The sequence below is a fragment of the Nitrospira sp. genome, from assembly GCA_024760525.1.
GTDB lineage: Bacteria > Nitrospirota > Nitrospiria > Nitrospirales > Nitrospiraceae > Nitrospira_D.
Genome location: CP060499.1, coordinates 466,176 through 489,556 on the forward strand (window position 1 = coordinate 466,176; position 23,381 = coordinate 489,556).

Annotated in this window: 25 protein-coding genes and 1 other RNA gene; 15 read left to right on the forward strand and 11 right to left on the reverse strand. The window is 55.4% G+C overall.

Annotated features, from left to right (window positions below; translation table 11 throughout):
• The first annotated feature begins 1 nt into the window (after position 1).
• A complete protein-coding gene (locus H8K04_02235; GenBank protein UVT16403.1) occupies positions 2 to 1,021 on the forward strand; it encodes a M23 family metallopeptidase in 1,020 nt (339 codons plus the stop codon).
• A gap of 145 nt (positions 1,022 to 1,166) precedes the next feature.
• Positions 1,167 to 2,849, forward strand: a complete 1,683-nt coding sequence (locus H8K04_02240; protein ID UVT16404.1) for a formate--tetrahydrofolate ligase — start codon at positions 1,167 to 1,169, stop codon at positions 2,847 to 2,849.
• A gap of 4 nt (positions 2,850 to 2,853) precedes the next feature.
• Here the strand turns inward: H8K04_02240 and H8K04_02245 are convergent, their stop codons facing one another.
• From H8K04_02245 to H8K04_02260, 4 genes are all read right to left on the reverse strand, one after another.
• Entirely contained in the window at positions 2,854 to 3,714 is an 861-nt protein-coding gene (locus H8K04_02245; protein ID UVT16405.1) for a protease modulator HflC, read from the reverse strand.
• Entirely contained in the window at positions 3,711 to 4,838 is a 1,128-nt protein-coding gene (gene hflK, locus H8K04_02250; GenBank protein ID UVT16406.1) for an FtsH protease activity modulator HflK, read from the reverse strand. Before hflK ends, H8K04_02245 begins: the two co-directional genes overlap by 4 nt.
• 275 nt (positions 4,839 to 5,113) lie before the next feature.
• Positions 5,114 to 5,284 carry a hypothetical protein gene (locus H8K04_02255; protein ID UVT16407.1) on the reverse strand — a complete coding sequence of 57 codons (171 nt, stop codon included), beginning with the start codon at positions 5,282 to 5,284 and terminating at the stop codon, positions 5,114 to 5,116.
• 445 nt (positions 5,285 to 5,729) lie between these two features.
• Positions 5,730 to 6,023, reverse strand: coding sequence for a hypothetical protein (locus tag H8K04_02260; GenBank protein UVT16408.1), 294 nt, complete (start codon positions 6,021 to 6,023; stop codon positions 5,730 to 5,732).
• A 393-nt stretch (positions 6,024 to 6,416) separates the two neighbouring features.
• Here H8K04_02260 and H8K04_02265 point away from each other — a divergent pair, with 393 nt between their 5' ends.
• The 5 genes from H8K04_02265 to H8K04_02285 all read left to right on the forward strand — a co-directional run bounded on the left by H8K04_02265 (position 6,417) and on the right by H8K04_02285 (position 11,458).
• Positions 6,417 to 7,358, forward strand: a complete 942-nt coding sequence (locus tag H8K04_02265; protein ID UVT16409.1) for an FRG domain-containing protein — start codon at positions 6,417 to 6,419, stop codon at positions 7,356 to 7,358.
• A gap of 418 nt (positions 7,359 to 7,776) precedes the next feature.
• Positions 7,777 to 8,247, forward strand: coding sequence for a GNAT family N-acetyltransferase (locus tag H8K04_02270; GenBank protein UVT16410.1), 471 nt, complete (start codon positions 7,777 to 7,779; stop codon positions 8,245 to 8,247).
• Positions 8,247 to 8,663 (forward strand): hypothetical protein, encoded by a 417-nt coding sequence (locus H8K04_02275; GenBank protein UVT16411.1) that lies wholly within the window; start codon positions 8,247 to 8,249, stop codon positions 8,661 to 8,663. Before H8K04_02270 ends, H8K04_02275 begins: the two co-directional genes overlap by 1 nt.
• Before the next feature lie 249 nt (positions 8,664 to 8,912).
• Positions 8,913 to 9,434, forward strand: a complete 522-nt coding sequence (locus H8K04_02280) for a hypothetical protein (GenBank protein UVT16412.1) — start codon at positions 8,913 to 8,915, stop codon at positions 9,432 to 9,434.
• A 179-nt stretch (positions 9,435 to 9,613) separates the two neighbouring features.
• Positions 9,614 to 11,458: an ATP-dependent DNA helicase RecQ gene (locus H8K04_02285; GenBank protein ID UVT16413.1), complete on the forward strand. Its 1,845-nt coding sequence runs from the start codon at positions 9,614 to 9,616 to the stop codon at positions 11,456 to 11,458.
• A gap of 106 nt (positions 11,459 to 11,564) precedes the next feature.
• Here the strand turns inward: H8K04_02285 and H8K04_02290 are convergent, their stop codons facing one another.
• Positions 11,565 to 11,786, reverse strand: coding sequence for a hypothetical protein (locus H8K04_02290; protein UVT16414.1), 222 nt, complete (start codon positions 11,784 to 11,786; stop codon positions 11,565 to 11,567).
• A gap of 444 nt (positions 11,787 to 12,230) precedes the next feature.
• On the opposite strand from H8K04_02290, the gene H8K04_02295 reads away from it, so the two are divergent.
• The 4 genes from H8K04_02295 to ssrA all read left to right on the forward strand — a co-directional run bounded on the left by H8K04_02295 (position 12,231) and on the right by ssrA (position 15,550).
• Positions 12,231 to 12,608: a hypothetical protein gene (locus H8K04_02295; protein ID UVT16415.1), complete on the forward strand. Its 378-nt coding sequence runs from the start codon at positions 12,231 to 12,233 to the stop codon at positions 12,606 to 12,608.
• 9 nt (positions 12,609 to 12,617) lie between these two features.
• Positions 12,618 to 13,574, forward strand: a complete 957-nt coding sequence (locus H8K04_02300) for a tyrosinase family protein (protein ID UVT16416.1) — start codon at positions 12,618 to 12,620, stop codon at positions 13,572 to 13,574.
• A gap of 162 nt (positions 13,575 to 13,736) precedes the next feature.
• A complete protein-coding gene (locus H8K04_02305; GenBank protein UVT16417.1) occupies positions 13,737 to 14,981 on the forward strand; it encodes an NnrS family protein in 1,245 nt (414 codons plus the stop codon).
• Between the two features lie 219 nt (positions 14,982 to 15,200).
• Positions 15,201 to 15,550: a transfer-messenger RNA gene (ssrA, locus tag H8K04_02310) on the forward strand.
• Here the strand turns inward: ssrA and H8K04_02315 are convergent.
• From H8K04_02315 to H8K04_02335, 5 genes are all read right to left on the reverse strand, one after another.
• Positions 15,529 to 15,897, reverse strand: coding sequence for a hypothetical protein (locus H8K04_02315; GenBank protein ID UVT16418.1), 369 nt, complete (start codon positions 15,895 to 15,897; stop codon positions 15,529 to 15,531). The two genes, ssrA and H8K04_02315, sit on opposite strands and share 22 nt — an antisense overlap.
• A gap of 399 nt (positions 15,898 to 16,296) precedes the next feature.
• Entirely contained in the window at positions 16,297 to 16,611 is a 315-nt protein-coding gene (locus H8K04_02320) for a hypothetical protein (protein ID UVT16419.1), read from the reverse strand.
• A gap of 63 nt (positions 16,612 to 16,674) precedes the next feature.
• Positions 16,675 to 17,136 carry an SRPBCC family protein gene (locus H8K04_02325; protein ID UVT16420.1) on the reverse strand — a complete coding sequence of 154 codons (462 nt, stop codon included), beginning with the start codon at positions 17,134 to 17,136 and terminating at the stop codon, positions 16,675 to 16,677.
• Between the two features lie 69 nt (positions 17,137 to 17,205).
• Positions 17,206 to 17,511 carry a hypothetical protein gene (locus H8K04_02330; GenBank protein UVT16421.1) on the reverse strand — a complete coding sequence of 102 codons (306 nt, stop codon included), beginning with the start codon at positions 17,509 to 17,511 and terminating at the stop codon, positions 17,206 to 17,208.
• 380 nt (positions 17,512 to 17,891) lie between these two features.
• Complete coding sequence (locus tag H8K04_02335) at positions 17,892 to 18,707, reverse strand: divalent metal cation transporter (GenBank protein UVT16422.1); 816 nt, start codon at positions 18,705 to 18,707, stop codon at positions 17,892 to 17,894.
• A 986-nt stretch (positions 18,708 to 19,693) separates the two neighbouring features.
• On the opposite strand from H8K04_02335, the gene H8K04_02340 reads away from it, so the two are divergent.
• The 4 genes from H8K04_02340 (at position 19,694) to H8K04_02355 (ending at position 22,306) form a co-directional block, all read left to right on the forward strand.
• Positions 19,694 to 20,179, forward strand: a complete 486-nt coding sequence (locus tag H8K04_02340) for a hemerythrin domain-containing protein (GenBank protein ID UVT16423.1) — start codon at positions 19,694 to 19,696, stop codon at positions 20,177 to 20,179.
• A 260-nt stretch (positions 20,180 to 20,439) separates the two neighbouring features.
• Positions 20,440 to 20,865 (forward strand): response regulator transcription factor, encoded by a 426-nt coding sequence (locus tag H8K04_02345; protein UVT16424.1) that lies wholly within the window; start codon positions 20,440 to 20,442, stop codon positions 20,863 to 20,865.
• A gap of 75 nt (positions 20,866 to 20,940) precedes the next feature.
• Complete coding sequence (locus H8K04_02350) at positions 20,941 to 21,735, forward strand: YqcI/YcgG family protein (protein UVT16425.1); 795 nt, start codon at positions 20,941 to 20,943, stop codon at positions 21,733 to 21,735.
• Between the two features lie 109 nt (positions 21,736 to 21,844).
• Positions 21,845 to 22,306: a hypothetical protein gene (locus tag H8K04_02355; GenBank protein ID UVT16426.1), complete on the forward strand. Its 462-nt coding sequence runs from the start codon at positions 21,845 to 21,847 to the stop codon at positions 22,304 to 22,306.
• Positions 22,307 to 22,604: 298 nt separating this feature from the next.
• Here H8K04_02355 and H8K04_02360 read toward each other — a convergent pair whose 3' ends face one another.
• On the reverse strand, positions 22,605 to 23,003 hold the full coding sequence (locus H8K04_02360) for a hypothetical protein (protein ID UVT16427.1): 399 nt from the start codon (positions 23,001 to 23,003) through the stop codon (positions 22,605 to 22,607).
• Positions 23,004 to 23,381 lie beyond the last annotated feature (378 nt).

The window sequence follows — 23,381 nt, forward strand, 5'->3', positions numbered from 1 at the left end:
TATGAGTCAGACAAACGGTCCAGAAGGTGATGCCTATACGGTCGTAGTTTTCCGAGGGTCCACTGCAAAGCCCCTTCGCTTCAGCTTTTCGAAGAAGCTTCTCCGTAGGTTGCTTGTGTGTGTGGGGCTGGTCGTTCTTGCCGATCTCCTTGTGGTCTCTCACTACGTTATTAGAACGGGAGAAGTATGGGAACTGGCTGCTTTTCGTACTGAAGCAATGAGTGCGAGAGAGCAGACTGCGGCATTCACGAGCGCCATTGATGATCTGAAGAAGCGCATTGGGGCTATGAATGAGGTAAATCAAAGACTTCGGGTCATGCTCGGAATAGAGGTTCCTAAGTCAGGCGATATGGTCAATGGTCGAGGTGGTGAGGAAGTGCCGCTTCCTGAGGAAGGGGGCATACCTCGCGCTAACGGGAACAATCCCATGGACCCCATGCCGAGCTCTATGGAGCGTACGGAGGGAGCCACCGAGCAATCCTCTGCCAGCATTGAACCATCTCCAAATGACGTGGCGGCTGTGGCCGCAGTCAAGGAAGGCCTGGAATGGCTTTCGAAAGCCGCGACGGCACAAGAGCGCATGTTGAACGAGTTATCACAAGCTGCCGAGCAACGCTCAACTCGCTGGGCTTCCACACCTTCGATTTGGCCTGTGAGAGGGTGGGTGACGTCGGGGTTTGGTCCTCGAATTTCTCCGTTTACGGAAAAACCGGCCTGGCATGACGGATTGGATATCGGAGCCGCGCCAAACACTCCAGTCCGTGCTCCCGCTCAAGGAAGGATTACATCCATAGGATACGATCCTAAGCTTGGGCACATGGTTCGTGTTGACCATGGCTATGGAGTTGAAACTCTGTATGGGCACCTGGCGAAGGCACTGGTGAAAGAAGGCCAGAGAGTCGATCGCGGCGACGTCATTGCGCTTGTCGGGAGCTCGGGCCTTTCCACGGGTCCTCACCTCCACTACATGGTGAAATTGAACGGACAGGCACTAGACCCCACCAAGTACATCCTAGAGTAACAGAGAGTCAGACGTTCTCAGTGTGAGAGTTTGAGTTGTTCCCACCCAAGGTCGCTAACCTCACTCCAATCCAGTTCTTGGCGAGACTCCATGATGTATTATTACCGTCAGGTATCATCTAAAGCGTAAAGTAGAAAGACAGCCCTTGACCGACCTCGACATCGCGCAGTCTGTCAATCCCCGCCCTATCGTCGATATCGGTTTCCAGCTCGGGATACGTCCCGAAGAGCTCACCCTGTATGGTCGCGACAAGGCAAAAGTCTCCCTGCAGGTATTGGATCGTCTCCGGTCAGTGCCGAAGGGACGGTATGTCCTTGTTACAGCGATTAATCCAACACCCTTAGGAGAAGGGAAGACGACGACCTCCATAGGCCTTGCCATGGGACTCTCACGGCTTGGGCACCGGACCGCGCTTACCCTTCGGCAGCCCTCCCTCGGTCCCGTGTTTGGAGTGAAGGGCGGTGGTACCGGCGGGGGGCGCGCCCAAGTTATTCCGATGGAGGATATCAACCTTCACCTGACCGGGGATGCCCATGCAGTCGCCGCCAGTCATAATCTTCTGTCAGCGTTCCTCGATAATCATCTGTTTCACGGAAATGCACTCTCGATCGACCCTCAACGGGTCACATGGCCTCGGACTCTAAGTATCAGTGATCGGGCTCTCAGGGAGGTCTTGCTGGGAGAGGAGTCAGACAGGCGCTTGGGGCAGTTTGTCATTACCGAGGCATCAGAAATTATGGCGGCGCTGGCCTTGGCAAAGGATCACCGAGACCTCCGTGGCCGACTTGGCCGAATTGTGGTGGGGCTTACGAAATCAGGTGCGCCGGTCACAGCCGAAGAGCTCGGTTGTGTGGGATCAATGGTTGTCCTGCTAAAAGACGCCCTAAGGCCGAACCTGGTCCAAACGCTCGAAGGGACTCCTGCATTCGTCCATACGGGGCCATTCGGCAACATTGCGCACGGCAACTGCTCGATCATATCCGATGCGATTGCTTTGAGATGTGCGGATTTCGTCGTGACAGAGGCGGGTTTCGGCAGCGATCTTGGAGCAGAGAAGTTTTTTAATATTAAGTGCCGGGTGTCGGGAGTCACACCGGCGGTGGCGGTTGTTGTAGTGACATTAAGGGCGTTGAAACTCCATGGCGGTGGCGGTGTCGCCAAGGCCGGCGTTGCGCTACCCGCAAGTTTGACGGGGCCGAATCAGGACGCGTTATCGAAGGGAATCTCCAATCTCGAACAGCATGTCGCCAACATACTGGCGCATGGTGTCCCGGTCGTTGTCGCGGTGAACGCCTTCAAGAGTGATCCCCAGGATGAGTTGGATTGGGTTCGAGAACAGTCGCTGAAGATGGGAGCCGTGGATGCGGCGGTTTCAACCCATTGGGCTGACGGTGGCAAGGGGGCTGAACAGCTGGCAGCTGCGGTTGCCAAGGCATCCGAGAAGCCGGCCCATTTCAGACATCTCTACGAATTAGCCTGGCCGATCAGAAGAAAGATCGAAATCATTGCTACTCAGATGTATGGCGCAGCGGGGGTCAAGTTTGAGCCGGAGGCGGAGCGTCAGATTGACACCGCAGAAGCATTGGGATTCGGTGGTTTACCCGTCTGTATGGCCAAAACTCCGCTGTCGTTGTCACACGATCCCACATTAAAGGGGAGGCCGACCGGATTCACGGTTCCCATTCGGGAACTGCGTATTTTGGCCGGAGCGGGATTCGTGACTGCCGTTTGTTCGGGGATTCAATTGATGCCGGGATTGCCCAAGAATCCGGCTGGTGAGCGGATCAGCCTTGACGCAACAAGCGGAAACATTGTGGGACTTTCGTGAAGGGTCAGCGTTGTTTCAAGTAGCGGAAGAATTCTGAATCCGGGCTCATTACCAAGGTCGAACCGTCCTTGAAGGCGGACTTGTAGGCTTCCATGGAACGGGTAAACTCGAAAAACTTCTGGTCCTGTCTGTACGCATCGGCATAGGTCCGAAACGCTTTGGCGTCGCCGCTGCCGCGGAGTTCTTCGGATTCTTTATAGGCTTGGGCGAGGATGATTTCCCGGTCTTTTTCGGCTTCTGACCGGATTTTTTGCGCTTCCTCGGCTCCTTCCGCTCGATACTGTTTGGCCTGCCGTTCTCGCTCCGCTTGCATACGCGCGAAGACCGCTTTTTCGTTCTGTTCAGGCAAATCGGCGCGCTTGATCCGCACATCCTGGATCTCGATGCCATACGCCGAGGCCTTTTCATTCGACCGTTCGGTGACCACCCGCATGATCTCGGCCCTCGTGCTCGAGACGATCTCGAGCAACTCGTGACGGCCTAGTTCGACGCGGAGCTCAGAATAGATGATATCGTGCAATCGTTGGAGTGCGCCCCGCTGACTCTGGAAGTTTTGGTAAACTTTTAGAGGATCGACAATTCTCCATTTCGCAAAGTTATCCAGCAACAATGTCTTCTTGTCCTGTGTAATGACATCCTGCGCGTTTGAGTCGTAATCCAGCAATCGTTTCTCGAAGTACGTCACCTCCTGGACGAACGGCATTTTCATGTAAAGTCCGGGTTCGGTGATATTGCGCACGGGTTTCCCGAGTTGCACGACGATGGCCGTCTGGATGACGTCCACGACGAAGATCGGAGACGCGCCAAGCACAAACAACGCGACAATCGCGGCCAGGACTGTGATCGCCAATCCCTGCTTCGTCATGGTCTGGTACCCCGAGATTTTAAGCTAGGAGATGGCTCAGGCCGGGACTCCTCAATCTCCGATTGTGGCACTGACTTGACGCCGGCCGTGGACGCAGGCCTGGAATGACGGTCTAAGGGAAGATACGGCAGCAAACGCTCACCGCCTTTTCCGTCGATGATGATTTTTTCCATATTCGGAAGGATTTCTTCCATCGTTTCGATATAGATCCGTTTGCTGATTACGTCCTTCGCCTGGTTGTATTCCTTCAACGTCGCGAGGAAACGGTTCGTCTCTCCCTGGGCGCGATTGAGTCGCGCCTGCGCAAACCCCTTTGCCCGGTTGACTAGTTCAGCGGCTTCACCTTTGGCTCTTGGAATGATGTCGTTCCGGTATCCTTGGGCTTGATTGATGAGCTTTTCACGGTCTTCTTTGGCGTTTGTCACGTCTTTGAAGGCGGCGGCGACCGCTTCGGGCGGACCGACGTCTTGAAGTTGCACGGCGGCAATCTGCACGCCGGAGCGGTACTGATCGAGGATCATTTGGAGCAACGTCAAGGTGTCTTGCTGAATCACCGCTTTCCCGGTGGTCAGGGCTTCGTCGATCTTGCTCTTACCGACCACTTCCCGCATCGAGGCTTCAGCCGCCTTACCGATCGTTTCATGGATATCCGCTACGTTGAACAGGAAGTCGCGAGCTTCCTTAATCTTATACTGGACGATGAACTCGATGGCGAGAATGTTCATATCGCCGGTCAGCATCAGGGCTTCCTGAGGCACCATCTGCTGGCGGCCTTGCTGGTTGGTGCGGAAGCCGACCTCCACACGATAGAGTTTAGCGACTTTCGGCTGGAGAACGGATTCAACGAGAGGAATCTTGAAGTGAGGACCGGGCTCAACGGCGCGGACCGGCACACCGAATCGTTTCACGACACCTTCTTCGTCGGGAGCGATGATGAACACACTCTGCCAGAGCAGCAGAATCACCAATGCGGCGAGGATGAGGTTCCACATTCCACCCGAAGGTAGGAGGCTTTTCAACTTGCCGGGAGGAAACAGATCCTTGAATTGCGATTGGGCCTGCTTGAATGCTTCCTCAAGCGGATCAGCCTTTTTACCCCAAGGATCTTTTGGGTCCCAGACCATTCAGAATTGTTTGAAATCCAATGGATAACAGCAAACGGTTCCACACATTAGCAGAGTGCGGCTACTGTGACAAGGTGCCAAAAGTATGAATGCAGAAGCTGAACACCATTGGAGAGGATATCCCTGCATATCACACCCTGATTCGCATGGCAGGTAAAGGCGGGAGATCCGGTGCGCCCCTGAGCGGTTGGGGATCTGGAAGGAGGGGTTGATATCGAAATGCCAAAAGGGAGACTCGAAGCGTCGGTCGTTTGTTTTGCGTGGTCGAGCGAGGCTCAGAAAACCTTTCCTAAGGCCTCCAGCAAGGTAAGATCAAAGTTCAGCCGGTAGAGGTTCACTTGCAGAGCTTCGAAGGTCTCTCCTTGCACCCAGTGGTCGGGAAAGTTAGGCAGATAGGCCAGCCACTGTTTTTCATTTTCCAGATAGAAATATTTAATCGCCTGCATGGAGCACCCCTACTATAGATTGTGGTAACACACCCAACGAAACACGCACCCGTCCCTCAAGCCCCGCATGAATTCGAACACAAGATTGTATACAAGTCAAGAATCGCCTCGAAGCACGCCTATGGACGTCCTGTTTAGATAACTTCTTGAGGGTTGCCTCTTGCACAGTATTCTAATAAGAACGTCTGGTTTTTCTGAACTGGTGAAAGCCCGAAGCGCGTTCAACTTATGATCCCCTCTGCTGTAGCGATACCGTCTTCCATTATCCATTCGTATTATTATCGGCCGGTCTTCCTTCATTCTGGATAGGGAAACACCTTAGGAACTCACAAAAAAGACCTGAATCTAAGTCGGTGGGCAATTGAATGGGACGGCACTGTAGCCCTGCGGCCGATTCATGCGGTCTTGGGGTTGGCGGCGTATGCTTGTCGACAGCCAGTTGCGCTCAGTGATTGCTGATCATCGCGGAAAGGAGTTGTTCGACCCGCGCTCGGCGCTTGATCTGCGCGCGCGACATGGGGCGAGATATCGTGGGGGTGTGACTGTGATGCTGGTTGTACTCTCTCTGCTGGTATTGGTCCTGTTCTTGCTCTCGGGCGGTGAGCTCTTGATGCAGCTGCCACAGCTTGAACTGCAGCTCCTCAAACGAGTCCCCATGCGCTTCAAACTCTGGATAGCCCTCCAGATACCCGCGCCACCCGTTTTCTTCCTGCAAGATGATGTATTTAGTGGAATGCATGAGGGAAAGTATATCTGGAGTTTTCAAGTGCGCAAGTAAAGAGAGGAAAAGGGCAGTAGGTGAGTGCGACCCGTGACAAGTGTCAAGGAAAACAAATGGTTAGATAATCAGCTCTCCACATCTTCCACGCCTTTTGAACCCTCGCACTTCACCTTCACGTTCGGTGTCTCGAAGCATCCTTAAAAATGATCGTGAATCTTGGCACCAAAGCTAAGAGAGGGGAGCGGAAGGAGCGATAATGCACGCTTTTCTAGCCCATACGATTGACTGCAACCAACACTCGGCGTAGGAATCGGCGGGGTGAGTGAGTCCAGTAAGATATCGGTGATCTCACCATATGTTCCTTTCGCATCAATGTTTATGGCGCAACTTCATAGATGAGGAGTTGGGAGAATGAGGGGTCAGTGGATCGGAAATGTTTCTGGACAGAACAAAGGACTACTCATGCTCAATGTGGACGATAGAGGGACTCACTTTGAAGGAATAGCCTACTTAAATGTCACAAACAGGCATTTACCAAGCACAGCAGCAACCTTCGTCACGGCGAACAAAGAGAGAAGTTTCGAATTCAGAACAACAAGCGTATTACCGATCAATCCAATAAAAGGTGTTGTGGACTCTTGGGACAACGGTAAACAATTCTACGACCCTCAAATCAGGATCTCAGGCTACGCGGACGTCAAAGGAACATGGAACGACAATTTCATCGAGTTGTCATGGACAACTGAACTAGGCACTCAGGGTTCCTGCAAGCTGCCAAAATCACAGGCTGATAAGCCCTCGAATCTCCATTCATGCAGTATGGAGTGGAGGGAATTCAAGGAATATGTTCTGGCTTTAGAAGGTCGACGATACCTTTTTAGAGGTCAAAGTTATCCTTGGAGGCTACGCACTTCATTCTTCCGGGCAGGAAGAGCTGATCCTATTGGATTTCTGAATGAAGACATCCAAACTCTGCACGGGCACCTCAGCGCACGGACGAAGCATGTGTTCAGGTTGAACATCCCTGATGAGAATGGTGCCTTTTTCAATCTCGTGCAGCATCATGGCTACCCTACACCACTATTGGATTGGACATACTCCCGTTATGTCGCAGCTTTCTTCGCATACAGAGAGATTTTAAATAACAAGACAAAGGCTGTACTGGAAGGCGGAAAAGTACGAATATTTGTTTTGATCAAGCCCAGTGGAAGAAATCTTCTAGTCAAGTTGTTCAGTGAAGGCAGGAAAAAACCCGGTGATCCCTGTCGTTGCTCGTTGCAAATACTCAACGATGGACGGTGTCAGGTTTTTCATTCATACATTGCTTGGCGCGTTGGCTCCACGCAGCAGTGACGGGGAGTGGGCCGGCCGGCGATTCTTCCCCATTTATCTTTCTCGTTGACGAATGCTATATGACTGAGGTCATCACCATGGCAAAGATCAAACGTGCGGCTACTCGGTTTCCCTTGAAAAGCGAAAGATCTATGTTGCCCTGCCCGACGTGACCGCATTGAAGCATGGTCATGTCCGTGTGATTGACGAGTCTGGTGAAGACTACCTTTTCCCGAAGAGTCTCTTCTTACCCATCACAGTTCCGCACGTGCTCCGCAAAGCTATTCTGAACGCCGCATAACCAGAAGCTCCGACCACAGCGCGTGGCGTACCAACGGCGTTCCCAGACGCGCATTTCTCGGACCGTTACTTATCAAGGGGCAAGCCATCCGCCGTTGACTGGACCGCGCCCGCCGAGTAGGCTCCGTCGTGAGTATTTATGACATTTCACCTCACACTCGCAGAAGCTGATGACGCGGAGGCCATTGCGACGATGGTGGGGGAACTGTTGCATGAGATCATGGCCCTCGTGAGCGACAAGAGTTTTGATTTCGATGTTGCCGAAACTGTCGGTCGAGCCCGCTCTTGGATGGCGGAGGGACTGTACACCGTGTTGCTCGCGCGGGTGGCAGACAAGCCGATTGGAGTGCTTGCTCTCTATGAAAGTTATGCGCTGTACACCGGAGGTGTGTATGGAACGATCCCGGAATTCTATGTCCGGTCGGCGTACCGTTCGCAAGGGATCGGATCAGCATTACTCGCCGAAGCTCAAAGGGTTGGCCGGAAACGAGGGTGGACACGTCTCGAAGTCACCACTCCTCCGTTACCGCACTTCGATCGGACGCTGAGCTTCTATCAACGGAACCACTTCACCCTCTCCGGTGGGCGCAAGTTGAAATTGGAGCTGTGATGAAGCCGGTGATTCAGCGGGAACAAACCGGCTGCGGCATCGCCGGTGTCGCGGCGCTCTCCGGCGTGAGTTATGGCGCCGCAAAGCGTGTGGCCAACCGGATGGGCATCTCTGCGGCCGACAGCCGCTTGTGGTCGGAGACGGCGTATGTGCGTCGGCTCCTCAAGTACTATCGGCGTCACGCGTCGTCAAGGACGCGGCCGTTCGTTTCCTGGGAAGCGCTGCCGAGTCGAGCGCTCTTGGCCATCAAGTGGCATCGGATGAAGGGGCGGACATATTGGCATTGGGTGGTCTTTGTCCGAGATCCCGGCAGAGCCTACGTGCTGGATTCGAGTCCGACTCTCACACGCCATGTCCGGACGGATTTCGGCCGCATGAAACCGAAATGGTTTCTTGCAGTGAAGGAGTTTTCGTGATTTCGTCCTATCCTTTCCGCTTCATTGCACGCAGATAGACTCCAATTCTGCATCGTCTCCCAAGAAAACCGGCCGACACGTTCAATGGATGGCGCATCGTTGGACTGGTCTGCCGATTGCGCGGCGGATGGGGCTGTCAATTTGGCGTGAAAATGTCGACAAGAACCGCTTTCACCGATACATTTTCACCCAGGCGTTCGGAAACGTCCCGGTTTGATATTCCAAGCGAATGAAGAGAGGAGCCCAGCCATGATGCCAACTCAAACACTCACGGATGAACAGTTGAAGAATCACGCCATCAGCCAAGCCTTGGCGGGCGATACCGTTGGCGCACGACAAACCGTCGGTCGGATGGTCGACAGACGGTATCTGCGGGAAGTCTGGCAAATGATGCTGTTCATCGAATCGGAACGCGGGGACGTGAAGGCCGTCAAAGACACGATCCTCTCATGCCCCGATCCGTCGTTGTTGGCAAGCCACTTCTATCTTGAGCTTCCTCAAGTCTTCGTCAAGGCCGGGGACCGATCAGGAGCCATCGCGATCGCGCAGGCCATGGGTCAGTACGGCGTATTGCCGCTCATCGGAATTGCCGCCCACTTGGCTGAGGACGGTGATGCCGTCGGGGTGCGAGAGGCGCTCTCTTACATTGATGAAGATTTGAGAGCCCTGATTCTGTACAAGGTAAGCGCCTGTCAACCAAAGGGCGGGCGACTCGACGCATCGCGCACGGCGATGGACCAGAGTTCTCCTTCCGGTTCACTGGCCGCCTGACGATTGCCAGAACGAAATTCTCCCGTTCATATCTCTCTTGACTCTCGCCTCCTGCCTGCCTAGCCTGAGGGCGCTGCAACACGGTCAATGTTCGAGTTTCACGCTCTGGACGGCGAAGAGAGGTACTTCGATGAATCCGATCAAAGCCCTGTGGGAAAAATCGTTCCAGCTCATCTCCCGTGGATGATCTGACTCGACAGCTCAGCGATCGATTCGGTTTTGCGACGTTTCGGCCAGGCCAGGAGGAAGTCATTCGAGCGGTGTTGGCTGGGCGAGATGCGATGGCAGTCATGCCGACCGGCCAGGGAAAGTCGCTCTGCTATCAATTACCGGCGACGCTCTTGCCCGGCCTGACGCTGGTGATTTCTCCGCTCATCGCGTTGATGCAGGATCAAGTGACGGCCATGAAGCAGCGGAATATTGCTGCGGCGGCGTTTCACTCCGGCCTCACCGGATTTGAAAAGAACCGCGTGATGCAGGATCTCCAGCAGCGGCGGCTTCAGCTGCTCTATCTCGCGCCGGAACGGATGCAGCATGAGGGGTTTCTCCAACTGTTGCGTTCCCTCTGGGTGTCATTACTGGTGGTCGACGAAGCGCACTGCATTTCCCAATGGGGCCATGATTTCAGGCCCGATTATCTCAAGATCGGTCACTTACGCCGGCAACTCACACATCCTCCCTGTCTGGCGCTGACTGCTACGGCCACCAGTCGAGTGCAAACGGATCTCTGCCAACGGCTGTCGCTTCACGATCCGTTCCGATTGGTCGCAGGGTTTCGCCGGGCCAATCTCGCCTTGTCCGTCCACCTCTGTCAGTCACGGGGGGAAAAACTGACGACGCTGGAACGCTTGGTTCGCGAGACGGAGAAGGGCACGATCCTCGTCTATTGCGCCACCCGCAGGGCGGTAGAGGAGGTTGCGGCATGGCTGGGACAATCTCACCCTTCGGTCGGCTACTATCATGCCGGTCTTTCGGATGAGGAACGGCGACTCGTCCATGACGATTTTCGCCGGGGGAGGCTGAGGGTCTTGGCCGCGACGAATGCTTTCGGCATGGGCATCGATAAGTCGGACGTCCGATTGGTCGTCCATTTCGACATTCCAGGAAGTGTGGAAGCCTATTATCAAGAGGTGGGGCGTGCCGGTCGCGACGGACGTCCCGCTGCCTGTGTGTTGCTGTTCCACGAGCGTGATCTGGCCACGCAGGAGTACTTCATGGAGCAGGCGTCAAGAGATCCTGAAGGCGTTGAACGTGCCGGGCGAATGAGGACGCTCCTTCAAGAGATGCTGGGATATGTATCGGTCTCGACCTGCCGGCAGCTCGCGATTCTTGAGTACTTCAGCGATGAAGCCGAGCTGGCCTTGGGTCCTTGCGGCCTGTGTGATCGGTGTGTCGCACCGGTGCGGCAACCGAGCCGGACGTTCTTCCACGATCCCGCCGTTTCCGAGAAGGCGATCTTGGAAACCGTGTCCTGGTGTATGGGGCGGTTCGGCATGAATCGAGTCGTCGACATTCTTCGTGGAAGCCGTTCGAAAGTGTTGCTGGCCTGCGGCGCAGAAGACTGTCCGACATATGGAACTTGTCGAGCGCAGACGAAGCCGTCTTTGACGGGCTTGGTGAAGGGCCTCATCGACTCAGGGTATCTTCAGGTCGAAGGCACGGAGTATCCCACTCTCGATGTGACGCGCAATGGGCGAGAGGTTCTGCAAGGGTTTCGCACCGTGACTTTCACACAGGGAGAGGAACATCATTCCGATTTATCGGTGAAGAAGCCGAATCGCGTGCATGTCGCCTCTCTACCGCCGGATCCACAGCTCTTCGAACGGCTCAGACAGCTCCGCACCGAACTTGCCGAGGAAGAGGGCGTTGCACCGTTTCTCATTTTTCACGACAAAACGTTGAAAGCGATTGCCGGTTCCAAGCCCGTGACGCATGCCGCCTTGCTGGAGATTCCCGGCATCGGCGACGCGAAGGCCGAACGGTATGGCCGGCGAGTGTTGAATGTGGTCAACGGCGATCAATGACCATCAAGGATCGGCTGTCGGCTCTCGGTCTCGCGTGCAACCTGCCTTGCCCGCGTGGGTCTTGGTGGACCACCTGCTTTAGGTCGACAAGTCGTTCGATTACTCATTACGCCGCCCGTGCCGATTGAACTGCCGTTTGCGCCAAACGTGTTGCGAGCCGCTCGGCTCTCCGGGCGCGCCGAACCATCCGGTGATGTTGGATCACTGGATCGACGATATTGCCGCACGTGACACACCGGTGTGCCCGCATCCACATCGGCAGATAGCTTTCTTGCATGTCCAGTAGATGATCCACGATCATCAGCCCGCAGCACCTTGTGCATTTCATGGGAACTCCCTCCTTGCTGAATCGTTGAGAACCGGTGCGCCTACCCGCGATCCATGCCTTCATCTGCTCAGGAAATAAGCAATGCTGGTGCCAGAGTAAGGCACAGCTTCACGAGCCATTTCGCTTCCATCGTTCCGTTATGCCTCGCGGCCTTCCAGCAGGCTCCAGTAGGGACTTGCAGACCAGTTTGTGGAGCTCGCTTTCTGTTCTACGCATGAGTTCCAGGAATGGATTTCAATCGCGGATGGTATCTCGAGCGATACGCACGGAGGGACAAAACGATACAGCTATCACGCTTCGCGGAAGGCAACACCGATTCTACGTGTATTCCGGCCACTGTCCGGCAACGAAGTTTTATGGTTGGAGCCACCCATCGGAAGATGCTAATGATATGAACCGGCACGGGGGAGTCATGTGCTTCACAGCCGACAGAGGAGATCAGTTATGGCTAAGCGACGCGACATAGAGCGACCCACTACCAAATCGATTCACTCCTATGTGGCCAAGAATGCCGGCCGCGTGAAGCAGACGCAGCAGTTGCCTCACCACAGGGCTGAATCCGTGCGGACGGCTGAGTATCGAGGACATCACATCGTTGTGAAGACACGATATGCCATCGAAGTGGATGGACGGCCGGTGATGGGGCATTTGGGGGTAACCAATGACGGCCATGTTCACTATCACCCGGTGCCCAATCTGTCATTCGCTTCGGCGGTTGACATGGTGAAAGCCATTATCGCTGTGTTCCCACACCGCTTCCCAAAGAAGGCCAGGCTCAAGAAGCAAGGCGGCATGCATGGTGCGAAACACGCTCACCGCTAGGAGGTTACGATGGCTGTCACGCGACCGAATCTGTTGACGAATGCCGTGGCCAGACAACAGTACGCGCGAGGGGTCAATCTTCTGAAACAAGAGTTTCCCGGACCGACAACCTCGAGTCTGGGTATTCCCGGCCGGTCGACGCCTGTGAGCACATACGACCTCTTTGTGGTGTGGCATCACACGGCCATGATGACGATGACGCCGTCGGACCAGGGGGACCGCAATGCCGCTCACCGCGGCCCCGTGTTTTTCCCCTGGCATCGCTTCATGCTGATGCAGCTGGAGCTCAATCTTCAACGGGTGTTGAACGACGCGACGTTCGGTTTGCCCTACTGGGATTGGGCCACCGATGGACAGCGCACGGCAGCGCAGCAGCGACGATCACGAGTTTGGCGAGCCAGTGCAATGGGAGGGACGGGTACTCCCGTGCGGACCGGACCCTTCCGGTTTAGGTCCGGGAACCCTACCAGTTTTCGCGTGCGAATCGAAGCGGATGAAAACGGACAGCTGGCGCAGAGCAATCGGGGATTGTCTCGCGCGCTGGGCTCGTTTATTCAAACTCTACCCGACAAAACCGACACGGAAGGTGTGCTCGCGTTGACGCCATATGACACGCCAAATTGGGACACCACCTCGGCGGGGTTCCGTAATCGGTCTGAAGGATGGGCACCGCCCGATGCGCCGGCTTTGCATAATCGCGTACACGTGTGGGTCGGCGGAGACATGCTGCCGTCTACCTCGCCCAATGACCCGGTCTTCTACATGAATCACTGCAATATCGATCGTCTGTGGGAGGCCTGGCTGACTGAGCATGGACGAACGTACCGTCCACTCCAGAGCGCACCGGCCTTCTTACAAGGACATCGGATCAACGATGAGATGTCTTCGTTAATCTCGGCACCGATGACACCGGCCGACATGCTCGATGTACGGTCTATTTATGTCTATGACTCGATTGAAGTGTAGTGGGAAGCACAGCACTCTACCGCGATTCTTTTATGGAGCGGCACTCTTAGCTAAGGAGGCCTCGTGTCTATCAGATAGTCAGCCCATTCTCTGTCGGACTGTCACGTATCATCTCCTTTGAGTTGACAAGCCTCCGACCCACCGTCGAGAATCCCTTTCAGGATGTCATCGAAAGAAATTCCAATCGCCAGTCAACCAGTGGTGCCCGCGGCTCAAGGGGACGAGGAACCGACATTTCCGCCCTACGGCGGGCCGGCGTTCTTGTCGTACGGGTTCCGGCCCTTCTTTCTGGGTGCGGCGCTGTTTGCCGGCCTCGCTGTTCTGGCCTGGGTCGCTCTGTTCGCGGGCCGGGTGCAAGTGGATTTTCTCTATCCTCCACGCGAATGGCACGTCCACGAGATGCTGTTCGGCTATCTGCCGGCGTTGATCGCGGGATTTTTGTTGACGGCTATGCCCAACTGGACCGACCGTATGCCGCTCAGGGGCGTGCCGTTGCTCATGCTGTTCCTGCTGTGGCTGGGAGGGCGACTGCTGATCGCGTTCCCGTGGGTGAGCGCGTCTATCGCTGCGGCTGTCGACGGAGCCTTTCTGGTCGCGCTGGCCGCCTATGTGTGGCGGGAGATTCTCGCCGCGCGAACGTGGGATCGCGCGCCGATCGGGGTGTTGGTGAGTTTCTATGCCTGTGCCAATATCCTCTTCCACCTATCGGCATTGCGCGCCGCGCCCACGGATCTTCCTGAGCGTCTCGCCCTGTCGGTCATGACGCTGATGTTGACGATCATCGGCGGACGTCTCACGCCCACCTTCACGCGCGAGTTCTTGAGTGAACGCAACATAACCGAGCTGCCGGAGGCGTTTACTCCGGCGGATGGGATTGCGATCGCCCTGGTGCTCGCGGGTGCCGTCACCTGGATTATTCAGCCGGAGAGCCTCTTGGCGGGAGTCATGCTCATCGTGGCTGGGATGGCGAATCTGGGTCGATTGCTGCGCTGGACCGGGTGGAAGACCTGGCCAGAGCCATTGGTGTTGATTCTCCACGTAGGCTACGGATGGGTGGGACTGTTTTTGGTAGTCCTTGGCGCATCGATTCTGGGGCTTGGGTTGTCAACTGCCAACGCGGTCCATCTTCTCACCACCGGGGCGATGGGCACGATGACGTTGGCAGTGATGACTCGAGCCAGTCTTGGCCACACGGGACGACCACGACATGCCGATCGGCTTACCGTCGCGATCTACCTGTTGGTCAATATCGGGGCCTTACTCCGAATCTTAGCTCCGAACCCCGACACGCCTACGGCGCTGACCCATGCGATGATGGGTTTGTCGGCGCTTAGCTGGGGTGGAGCATATCTTTTCTTTGCCCTTCATTATGGCCCCTTCCTTGTCCGGCCGAGCCTGGATGAGTAGAGGTTGCACGTGGACATCGCTTGGCGGTCTTCGGACAGAGTTTTCAGATCAAACAAGTGGCGTCCCATTGACCTGTGCGGTATCATAGGCATGCGTAATAGCGTTGGACATGCTTGAATGCCTGTCTCATGAAGGGGCGAGGAGTACAGTGGTATGTACGTCGAGCCTCGGAGCGAAGTGAGAACGCGGTCAGAAGTCTTTTTTAACATCCGACTGAAAGGGGGCGACCGGTTTCGACGGGGATACTGAGGTCACTGTCGCATGTCGAGCTCTCGGGGACTCGTAACCCTCCGGGAAAATGCAACTGCCAATCAAGAACTGGCACTCGCAGCCTAATTTAGGCTGAGACGTCGTTCCATCTGAGGCCCGCGGGGGTGGAATGGCGCGATGCAGCGGGCTGGTCCCAAGCCGGTGCTCAGCGGCCGAGGATAAGAACTTTCTGGGCTAGCGGCTGTTCTAAGCTTGCCGATAGGCGTGGATGGCTGCGAAACTTAAATTGTCGGCTACACATGTAGACGCAGTGCACTGACGATCTTCGGACAGGGGTTCAACTCCCCTCGCCTCCACCACCATGGTTGATCAGGCTTGCCCCGGTCAACAAGCGGTCAAATGTCCCGGTTGCCGTGAAGCGGTAGCCGGGCTTCCCGCCTTCCAGTATCGGCTCACACAGAATATGCCCATCCAGGAGTTTTCTGATCATCTGGCGGGTCAAAGAGATGTGTCGTCCCAATAACGATGGGAGCTGGCCCAGTTCTTCTCGTAATCGCCTGGTAATCCGCTTTTCATCCAGAGAGACGGTGTTGGCCAGCTCTTGAAGATGCTCAAGATCCTTGGTCAGAGCCAGCTTACGTTCCTCCTCGCGATGAAGCAATTGTATGATGCTCGGCGTTCCCTGACCGCTTGCAATCAATTCCACCAGGTGATGAAGCCGGATTTCAATCAGAGACAGTTCTCTGAGTAGGGTGGTATGCCGACAGGGAATCGGTCTCGGATCCTACGCTGTAGCATCTGTTCCACAACCTAATCTACCCAAATAGTAGAAACGTTATATATAGAACAATCCCCACCCCAACTAAATACATGAGGATAACGTGTTCAGTACGCATCTCCCATCCTACTATCAAAAAGAAAGCCCCGTCCTCTTTCGAGGGCGGAGCTTAGTGTGAACAGCGCAGTTTTTATATTCTGTGCCCGGTAGCGTTTCCGCTACCCGTTCAAAATATTTCCACTGCGTTGGTCTAGTGTCATGCTATCGGTTCCATAACCAGCCTGGTACTGGGAGAGAACCTTGCCTTCGGCTCATGCCATAAACCCATCACTGCACACGCTGCAAGGTCGTCGTATGGCCTTGATCTGTTACATAGGCTTTGACCATGTCCCCCGGCCTCACCGTGTCCAACTTCGTACTCTTATCCACATGAATCCTGTAGCTTTTGCCGTCATCCTCTTTGATGGAGTAGTACTCGCCGTCTATATTCATTAATGTGCCCTTGATCGTGTCTTTCGTCAGACGCTCCTTGAGCGTAGGGGAGGCTTCTCTTTCGGCCATGGGATCCGCTGCATAGGTCACACCCATTCCAGAGCCCAACAGTCCAACCGCAAGCATCAATAAGATCTTGTTCGTTTTCATACAGCCTCCATAAAATGTGCATCCTGAGTATGAGTGGAGCAGGTTACGGGTGCTGCACCATGCCTATCGGCTGCTGGCATCCACGTTTCCTCGCCAGGCGCCGGTTTCATGGCCACGTGACTCAATGAATTCCTTGAATCGCTTCAGGTCCCCTTCCACGCGTTGTGAGACCACCCCTACGACATCACCCGTTTTCTCAACCACCCCTTGAGGCTCGAAATCGATGCGCAAGTTGATCTTGGACTTCCCCTCGGTGACTGGTGAAAAGATAACGATCCCTTCGTTCTTCGCCCCGTGCTGACTTCGCCAGGCGATCCGTTGATCAGGAACCTGCTCCGTAATCTCGGCATCCCATTCCTGCTGCTTGCCGCCAATCGTGGCTTTCCAGTGCAGATGCTTCGCGTCGATCTGGTGGACGTGTTCGATGCCCTCCATGAATCGAGGAAAATCCTCAAACTGGGTCCATTGATTGTAGGCGGTCCGGACCGGCACATTCAGGTCGATGGATTTTTCTATAACTGACATCGTAGGCGTCTCCTTCTAATAGTTGTTAAGTCAAATACGGTAGTAGTTCCGCTGCGTACACATTGTTTCTCAACTGCTGCCTTCCGCTTCGGCCCTCTCTTCCCTCAAACACACAACGTTCAGGATGTGGGCATGAGGACGAGCTTGTTTACTTCCCGCCCCCTCCCGCGCCTCCGGATGATCCCATCCCTCCACCAGAACCCATACCACCCGATGAGCTTGATGAGCCCATCCCGCCAGATGACCCCGTACCAGGCGAACTCGTTCCTCCGCCTGGTGTCCTGGTCCCTCCAGGTTGCCCTGGACTGCCGGGCGCGCCCATGTTGCCAGATCCGGGTCGGGATGCTTTCCCGCCGTCAGGAGCACCCGGCGCATTTTGGTTGAATTCCGGCATGGTTCCTGGTCGTCCCGGCGTCACCTCCGGCCCGGGTCCTGGTCTCTTGATCTCGGGGCCTCCCTGTCCGACTGCTCCGCCCGAACCACTTCCACTCCCTACCTGAGCCTGTCCTGTCCCGCCGGTGAACAGGAGCATTCCCGCGACCATTAATGTCGATGCGCATGTCTGAAGGATCTTCATATGTCCTCTCCTTTATTGCGAGATGACCTCACTCACCGCATATTGAACTTCTCTGTTGGATCGTAGCGAACCTTAGAGTCGGTCGAAACTGGGAAAACACATGGGGTTGATCAAGCAGTACATGCAGGAGGTCTGGGGAAAGCTCCAGTTCGTTCGGTGATGCGCGAACGGAAAATGCTCAGATGGTCAGCACAAGTCCGACGGCCGCCGCGGACATCAGCGCCGTGGTCAGCCATCCCAAGACATTGGGGAGGACACCGCCCGTATGCTCTCCCATGACAGCTCGATTATTCGCGATGAGCACAATCAGCATCAGCAGAGGCGGGGCCAGCAGTCCATTGATGACCGCGGTCCAGAGCAGCGCATCCATCGGATTGATTCCGACGAAGTCGATGAGCAAGGCCCCGAGTGTACAGGCGCTGAGCGTCAGATAAAATTCTTTGGCCTGGCTTGGTTGCGCATCGAGACTACAGGGCCAGCCGAAGATCTCACAGAGCGCATAGGCCGCCGATCCCGTGAGAATGGGGACGGCCAGGAAGCCGGTTCCGATTAAGCCGACCGCCATCAGCCATGTCGCAGCATCACCGGCGAGTGGGCGCAACGCCTCCGCCGCATCGGCCGCCGAGTTGATATCGGTCTGCCCTGCCCGATGCAGCGTGGCGGCTGTCGCGAGAATAATGAAGTACATGACGAGATTGGAGAGCAGCATGCCGATAACGACATCCCACCGCGCATGGCCGAGCTCGGCCTTTGTCGCGCCCTTACGATCTGAGAGCTGTGTGCGTCCCTTGGCGACTTCCTCCTCCACTTCCTGATTCGCTTGCCAGAAAAAGAGATAAGGAGAAATGGTCGTGCCCAAAATGGCCACGAACATCACGAGATAGCTGTGATCCCACTGCACCGAGGGATGAAAGGTATTCGTCAGGACTTCGCTCCAATCCGGTTTGGCGAGGAACGCAGCACCAATGTAGGTCAAGAGCGAGAGCGTCTTCATCAATCAGGCGCAAGGAAGCCTCAAGGGTTTCCAGCATGGAGGCCCGTGCACGGAGGTCTGGGGCGGAATAGCGACCTCCTGCGCCGAAAAGCAAGAGACGCCGGCGTGTTTCGTCTTGCGAGTCCCGCTCTCCCAAGCGACCCTTCTGGCGCCAGCTGTTGACCACTTGGGTATGGGGCGACGTATCGTCGGATGTCGGCGAGCAATGGAGATACCGCCACAGTATCGGGGAAAAGATCAGCGGCTCGTCGGGATCTTCCCAGAGTTCTCGGAGAATATTGCGCCCGTGTTGGAAGTCCACCTCTGATTGGACAAAGAGGGCGGAGAGCCCAAACCATGAAGCGAGTACCCCTCGTCCCAGCGTGGCGGCATCGGCGCCCACTATTGCACCAGCGGCCAGTCCAATTCCGCCAGTGACAATGCCGGCGATTCCACCTACGACAATCGAGGCGATGGTGAGCTGTTTCACGCGCCCCCGTCGACTGCGTCAATGCGGTCGGCCAATTGATAGGCTCGATCCCGTTCGCAGACGATTTCTGCGGTGGCCGAATTCACCTCGAGCATGGCCAGTTGGATCCGCTCCATTAGCTGTAACCGGCGAATGACCACCTCGAGTGTGGACCGGGGCTCGATTCGGTCGTGTCTTGGCGCCTTCTGGTCCGCAGTGCTGGTTGTATTCCGTCGCCACGCCTCGTTGAGTGGATGGAATCAGCGACGAGCATCCAGAGGTGGAAAGTATGGTCATGATCAGGAAGGCGATGCAGTGGGAAGCGTAGGGAGCAGCGACCATGGACTGCGTATCGGACGTGCGTTTCACTCAACTCTCTGTACTGAGTGCGGTGCTAGGACTCATCCTAGTGCCGTTGAGGTCAATTTGATCTCAACCGCTGGCGTATCCATGTCCACATTGTCTCTGCGCTTTCCCAGTACGCCACTCAATCGAAGTCCCTTACGCTGCGTAGAAACAACTCAAAAGGGAGGGCCCTATGGCAGGCAAGACTGCGGTCGTATCCGGCGTCATCGAGATGTTGAAAAGAGGTCACGCGGAGGTCAACGGATTTTTCGAAGAGTTCGAATCGGCGAAGGGGAAAGAGCAAGCCGACATTGTCGCCACGGTCATCATGGAGATCGAGATTCATGCCGATCTTGAGGAAAAGCTCATCTATCCAGCCATTCGTGAGGCAATCGACAAAGACGACATAATGAACGAGGCGATCGAGGAGCATCATCTCGTCCATGTCCTCATCAAGGAACTGGAGCACCTCACACCCAAGGATGACGCCTTTCAGGCCAAGGTCAGAGTGCTGGGTGAGCTGATGAAGCACCATATTGAGGAGGAAGAAGGGGAAATGTTTCCGAGGGCTCAAGCAAGCCACATTGACTGGGAAGCCTTGGAGACAGCGGTGATGAAACGCAAAGAAGCCTTGGTGAGCAAGTTTACTAGGGGCAAGCAATCCGTTGCCAAAGCCTAGCGACTTCAGGGCCGCTTTTCTCATGACCATGGAGGGAGAAGCGGCCCCTGCTCGCGGCGGAAATAATCATCAATTCTCGGGTGGAGACTAGTAAGGCTAGGAAATTGTCAGCCTTGTGAGCGATCCGTTTCTAATACCTCCATCGCCTCGCATCTGGACCATTCGCTGTCAACAATTTCCGCTAGGGTATGCCCGAGCATAATTCTTCTTCGTGGTCAGCTATGCTGATAGCACCGATAGGATGTGACCATTCAGTCCAGATGGTTATGGTGAGAGAGCGCAAACCGGATTCCAACAAGGCGATGGCCCCATTGCCCCAACCAGTTCGCGTGCTTCTGGCTGAGAACGAGCGTCTTCTCCGTCAGGAGTTGCGAAACATGGTCAATTCCTCTGATGAGTTTACGGTCGTCGGCGAAGCCGAGAACGGAGAGTTGGCTAGCGTGCTGGCGCAACAATTACAGCCCGATGTCATCCTCATGGATAGGGACATGCCCAGAATGAATGGCCTCGACGCGACGCGATGGATCAAGACGACGCAGCCCCAGGTAATCATTATCGGGCTATCGGTCTGCCCTAGTGGCGCCGTCGCTCGTGAAATGAAAGCCGCAGGCGCGTCCGCTTACCTGACGAAGGAACTCTCGCCGGGGGATTTCTCTCGAGCTATCCATGCCGCGCTCCTAAAGTAAAATGGATTTCCGCCTCTCGCGCAGCGTCTCAGACGTGTGAGAAGAGACTCCCGGCTTCATTGTAAAAAGGATGCTGTGAGAAGTATCGAGCGCCCGTGGAACCCTTTATCAGTCGACCCGGTGGCAAGCCGGTTTTCGAGCTATGCCGCCTTCGACGGCACGTCCGTTATGAAGCCCTTCGCGCCCGAGCAACTTATAGATGCCCAACTCATTGATGCCCATGATCAGCTACGCCAACGAATTCTGGGCCAGTTTTACCCGTGCACCGGTGCCATCTCTGCGTTTAGTCAAAACCAGTACCGTTTTGGGCTCTATCCGGACTTAGCGTCCGACCGTGCCGTTGGTGCGGTGTGCCATGATCTGTATGAGTTTTCCCACGAATTTCCTGTCGTTGAGGACCAGTTCATGACCTTCATCGCGATGTTCCCGGGACCGGTCATTCAGTCAGAACAGCACTTCGAGGAGCTATTGTGGAATCAGCTTCAGGCCATGCACTCCCGTGACTCCAAGTTCTTCGCCTGGGACCACCGTGTGGAGGCCGACCCGCAGAGCCAGCAATTTTCGTTTAGCCTCGGCGAACGAGCCATGTTCGTTATCGGGATGCATCCCAAAGCGTCGCGTCTGGCCCGCACCCGTCCGATTCCGACGCTCGTCTTCAATTTCCATGAACAATTTGATCGCTTACGGGCCCGCGGCAAGTTTGACGTGATGAAGGAGACCATCCGAACTCGCGATATGGCCTTGCAAGGCTCAACGAATCCTATGCTGGCGAGCTTTGGAGAGAATTCAGAGGCACGACAATATGCAGGTCGGGCCGTTCCAGCAGACTGGGCGTGCCCATTTCGCTCGCGCAAGACCGGCACGAGGTGACCATTTCTCAGATGATCTGACACAAGGCCAATGGTCAGTCGAGCTTGTTCGGAAACTCCCTTCAGGTGAAGCTCACACGGGTGTGTGTTCCCTGAGTGCATGACACAGCATGGACGTGGCTCCCACTCTCCCTCTAATCAAATTTGGCCTCCTCTCTTTTTGGGGCCTCTGGTTTGTCATCGTAGTGCTCACCAATCTGTGCGAGGCCATGAAAATTTTTGAGGTTCTCCCCTGGGCATGGAAATTTGCCTCTTGCAATTTTCAACCGGTCGCTTTGGCAGTCGGCGAATACGCTACGCCTGCCTGGATCGCCAAGGCGCTATTCTCCGGCATCTTGGTGTGGCAACTTGGTATCGTCATTTTATTTGGATGGGCTACTCTCTCGAGCCTTGAGCATCGGACTCTCAGGTGGGACCTTGTCGATTTAGCCTTTGCAGCTGGTTTGAGCCTTTGGGCAGCATTTATGCTAGCGGATGAATATTGTAGGCAATATGAACCGCAACGCGCTCATGTTCTATTCTTTATGGCCCAGCTCGTCACACTTCTGACCTTGCATCTTTTACCTGCTTAATGTGCTTCTCTACTTGCCATGCCTCACCGGTGGCCTCTATGAACGATTTGGTTGCGGTTGCTCCTTGATGGATGATGGGGCGGGATTCCTTGATCGAGGGGTTTCCTTTTTGGGAGCGAATGTTTTTTACAGGACCCCCGGGCGGGGGCTCTAGGGTCCTCAAGGAGTTCTTGCACCCCTTTTTCATCGATGTTCTCCGCCTAGTCTTTTTCCTAGGTTGTCCAAAGTGTCCAGAGTCTCTTCTCATGGTCAGTCCTCCTTGTACCGCTGCAGAAGATAACCAAAAACGCTCGTTCAGCTAGGACATTTCAGTGGAAGCGCTCGCAACATGTGCTAAATCATCACGGCTACAATACTCCACCAACAGATGCCGGCCGATCAGATCGGGGAGACTCGAGCAGTGTTTGAGCCGATCATGCCAGGCCACCGGGCCGCATGGGGAGAATTTAGCCCCTGTGAGGAGATCACCGAGCTTTTCGAGGGAAGCGCCGTACTGCAGGGCCACGCTCAGCAGACGGGCAATGACGTCGTATAGTGCGGTTGTCTCGGGGGTGCAATCGGCGCCTTTCACCCGAAGGAAGATCTCGGCGGGGGAAGGATCATCATGGACAGAGATATAAAGCGTCCGCTGGTTCGCAATCCGGACCTTCTGGGTAGTGTGGTTACGACGGACGGGAAGTTCGAGCCGGTGGGTCATGCCGTCACCACCTTCCCTTGGATGGTGAAGGTGAGACTGGGGCCGAGATGGGTTATCAACGATGGGTTGAGCGCCTCGCCTCCACCAAACCGCACTTTTGCGTGCCGCTGGCCTCTTTATTGGATTGTCGTAATCGAGGCCAGCGGAAAGAGTCTTCAACCCACTCTGGTGGGCGTCTGCGCCCCCACGCGCCGACTCGACAGTTGATCACCCGTTCCGGTTGCCGTGAAGCGGTAGCCGGGCTTTCCCGCCTCCAGTATCGGCTCACACAGAAATATGTCCGTCTAGGAGTTTCCTGAGCATCTGACGGGAGAGATCGACATGCCGCCCGAATAATGACGGGAGTCTGTCCAGCTCATCACGTAAGCGCTTCGTTAG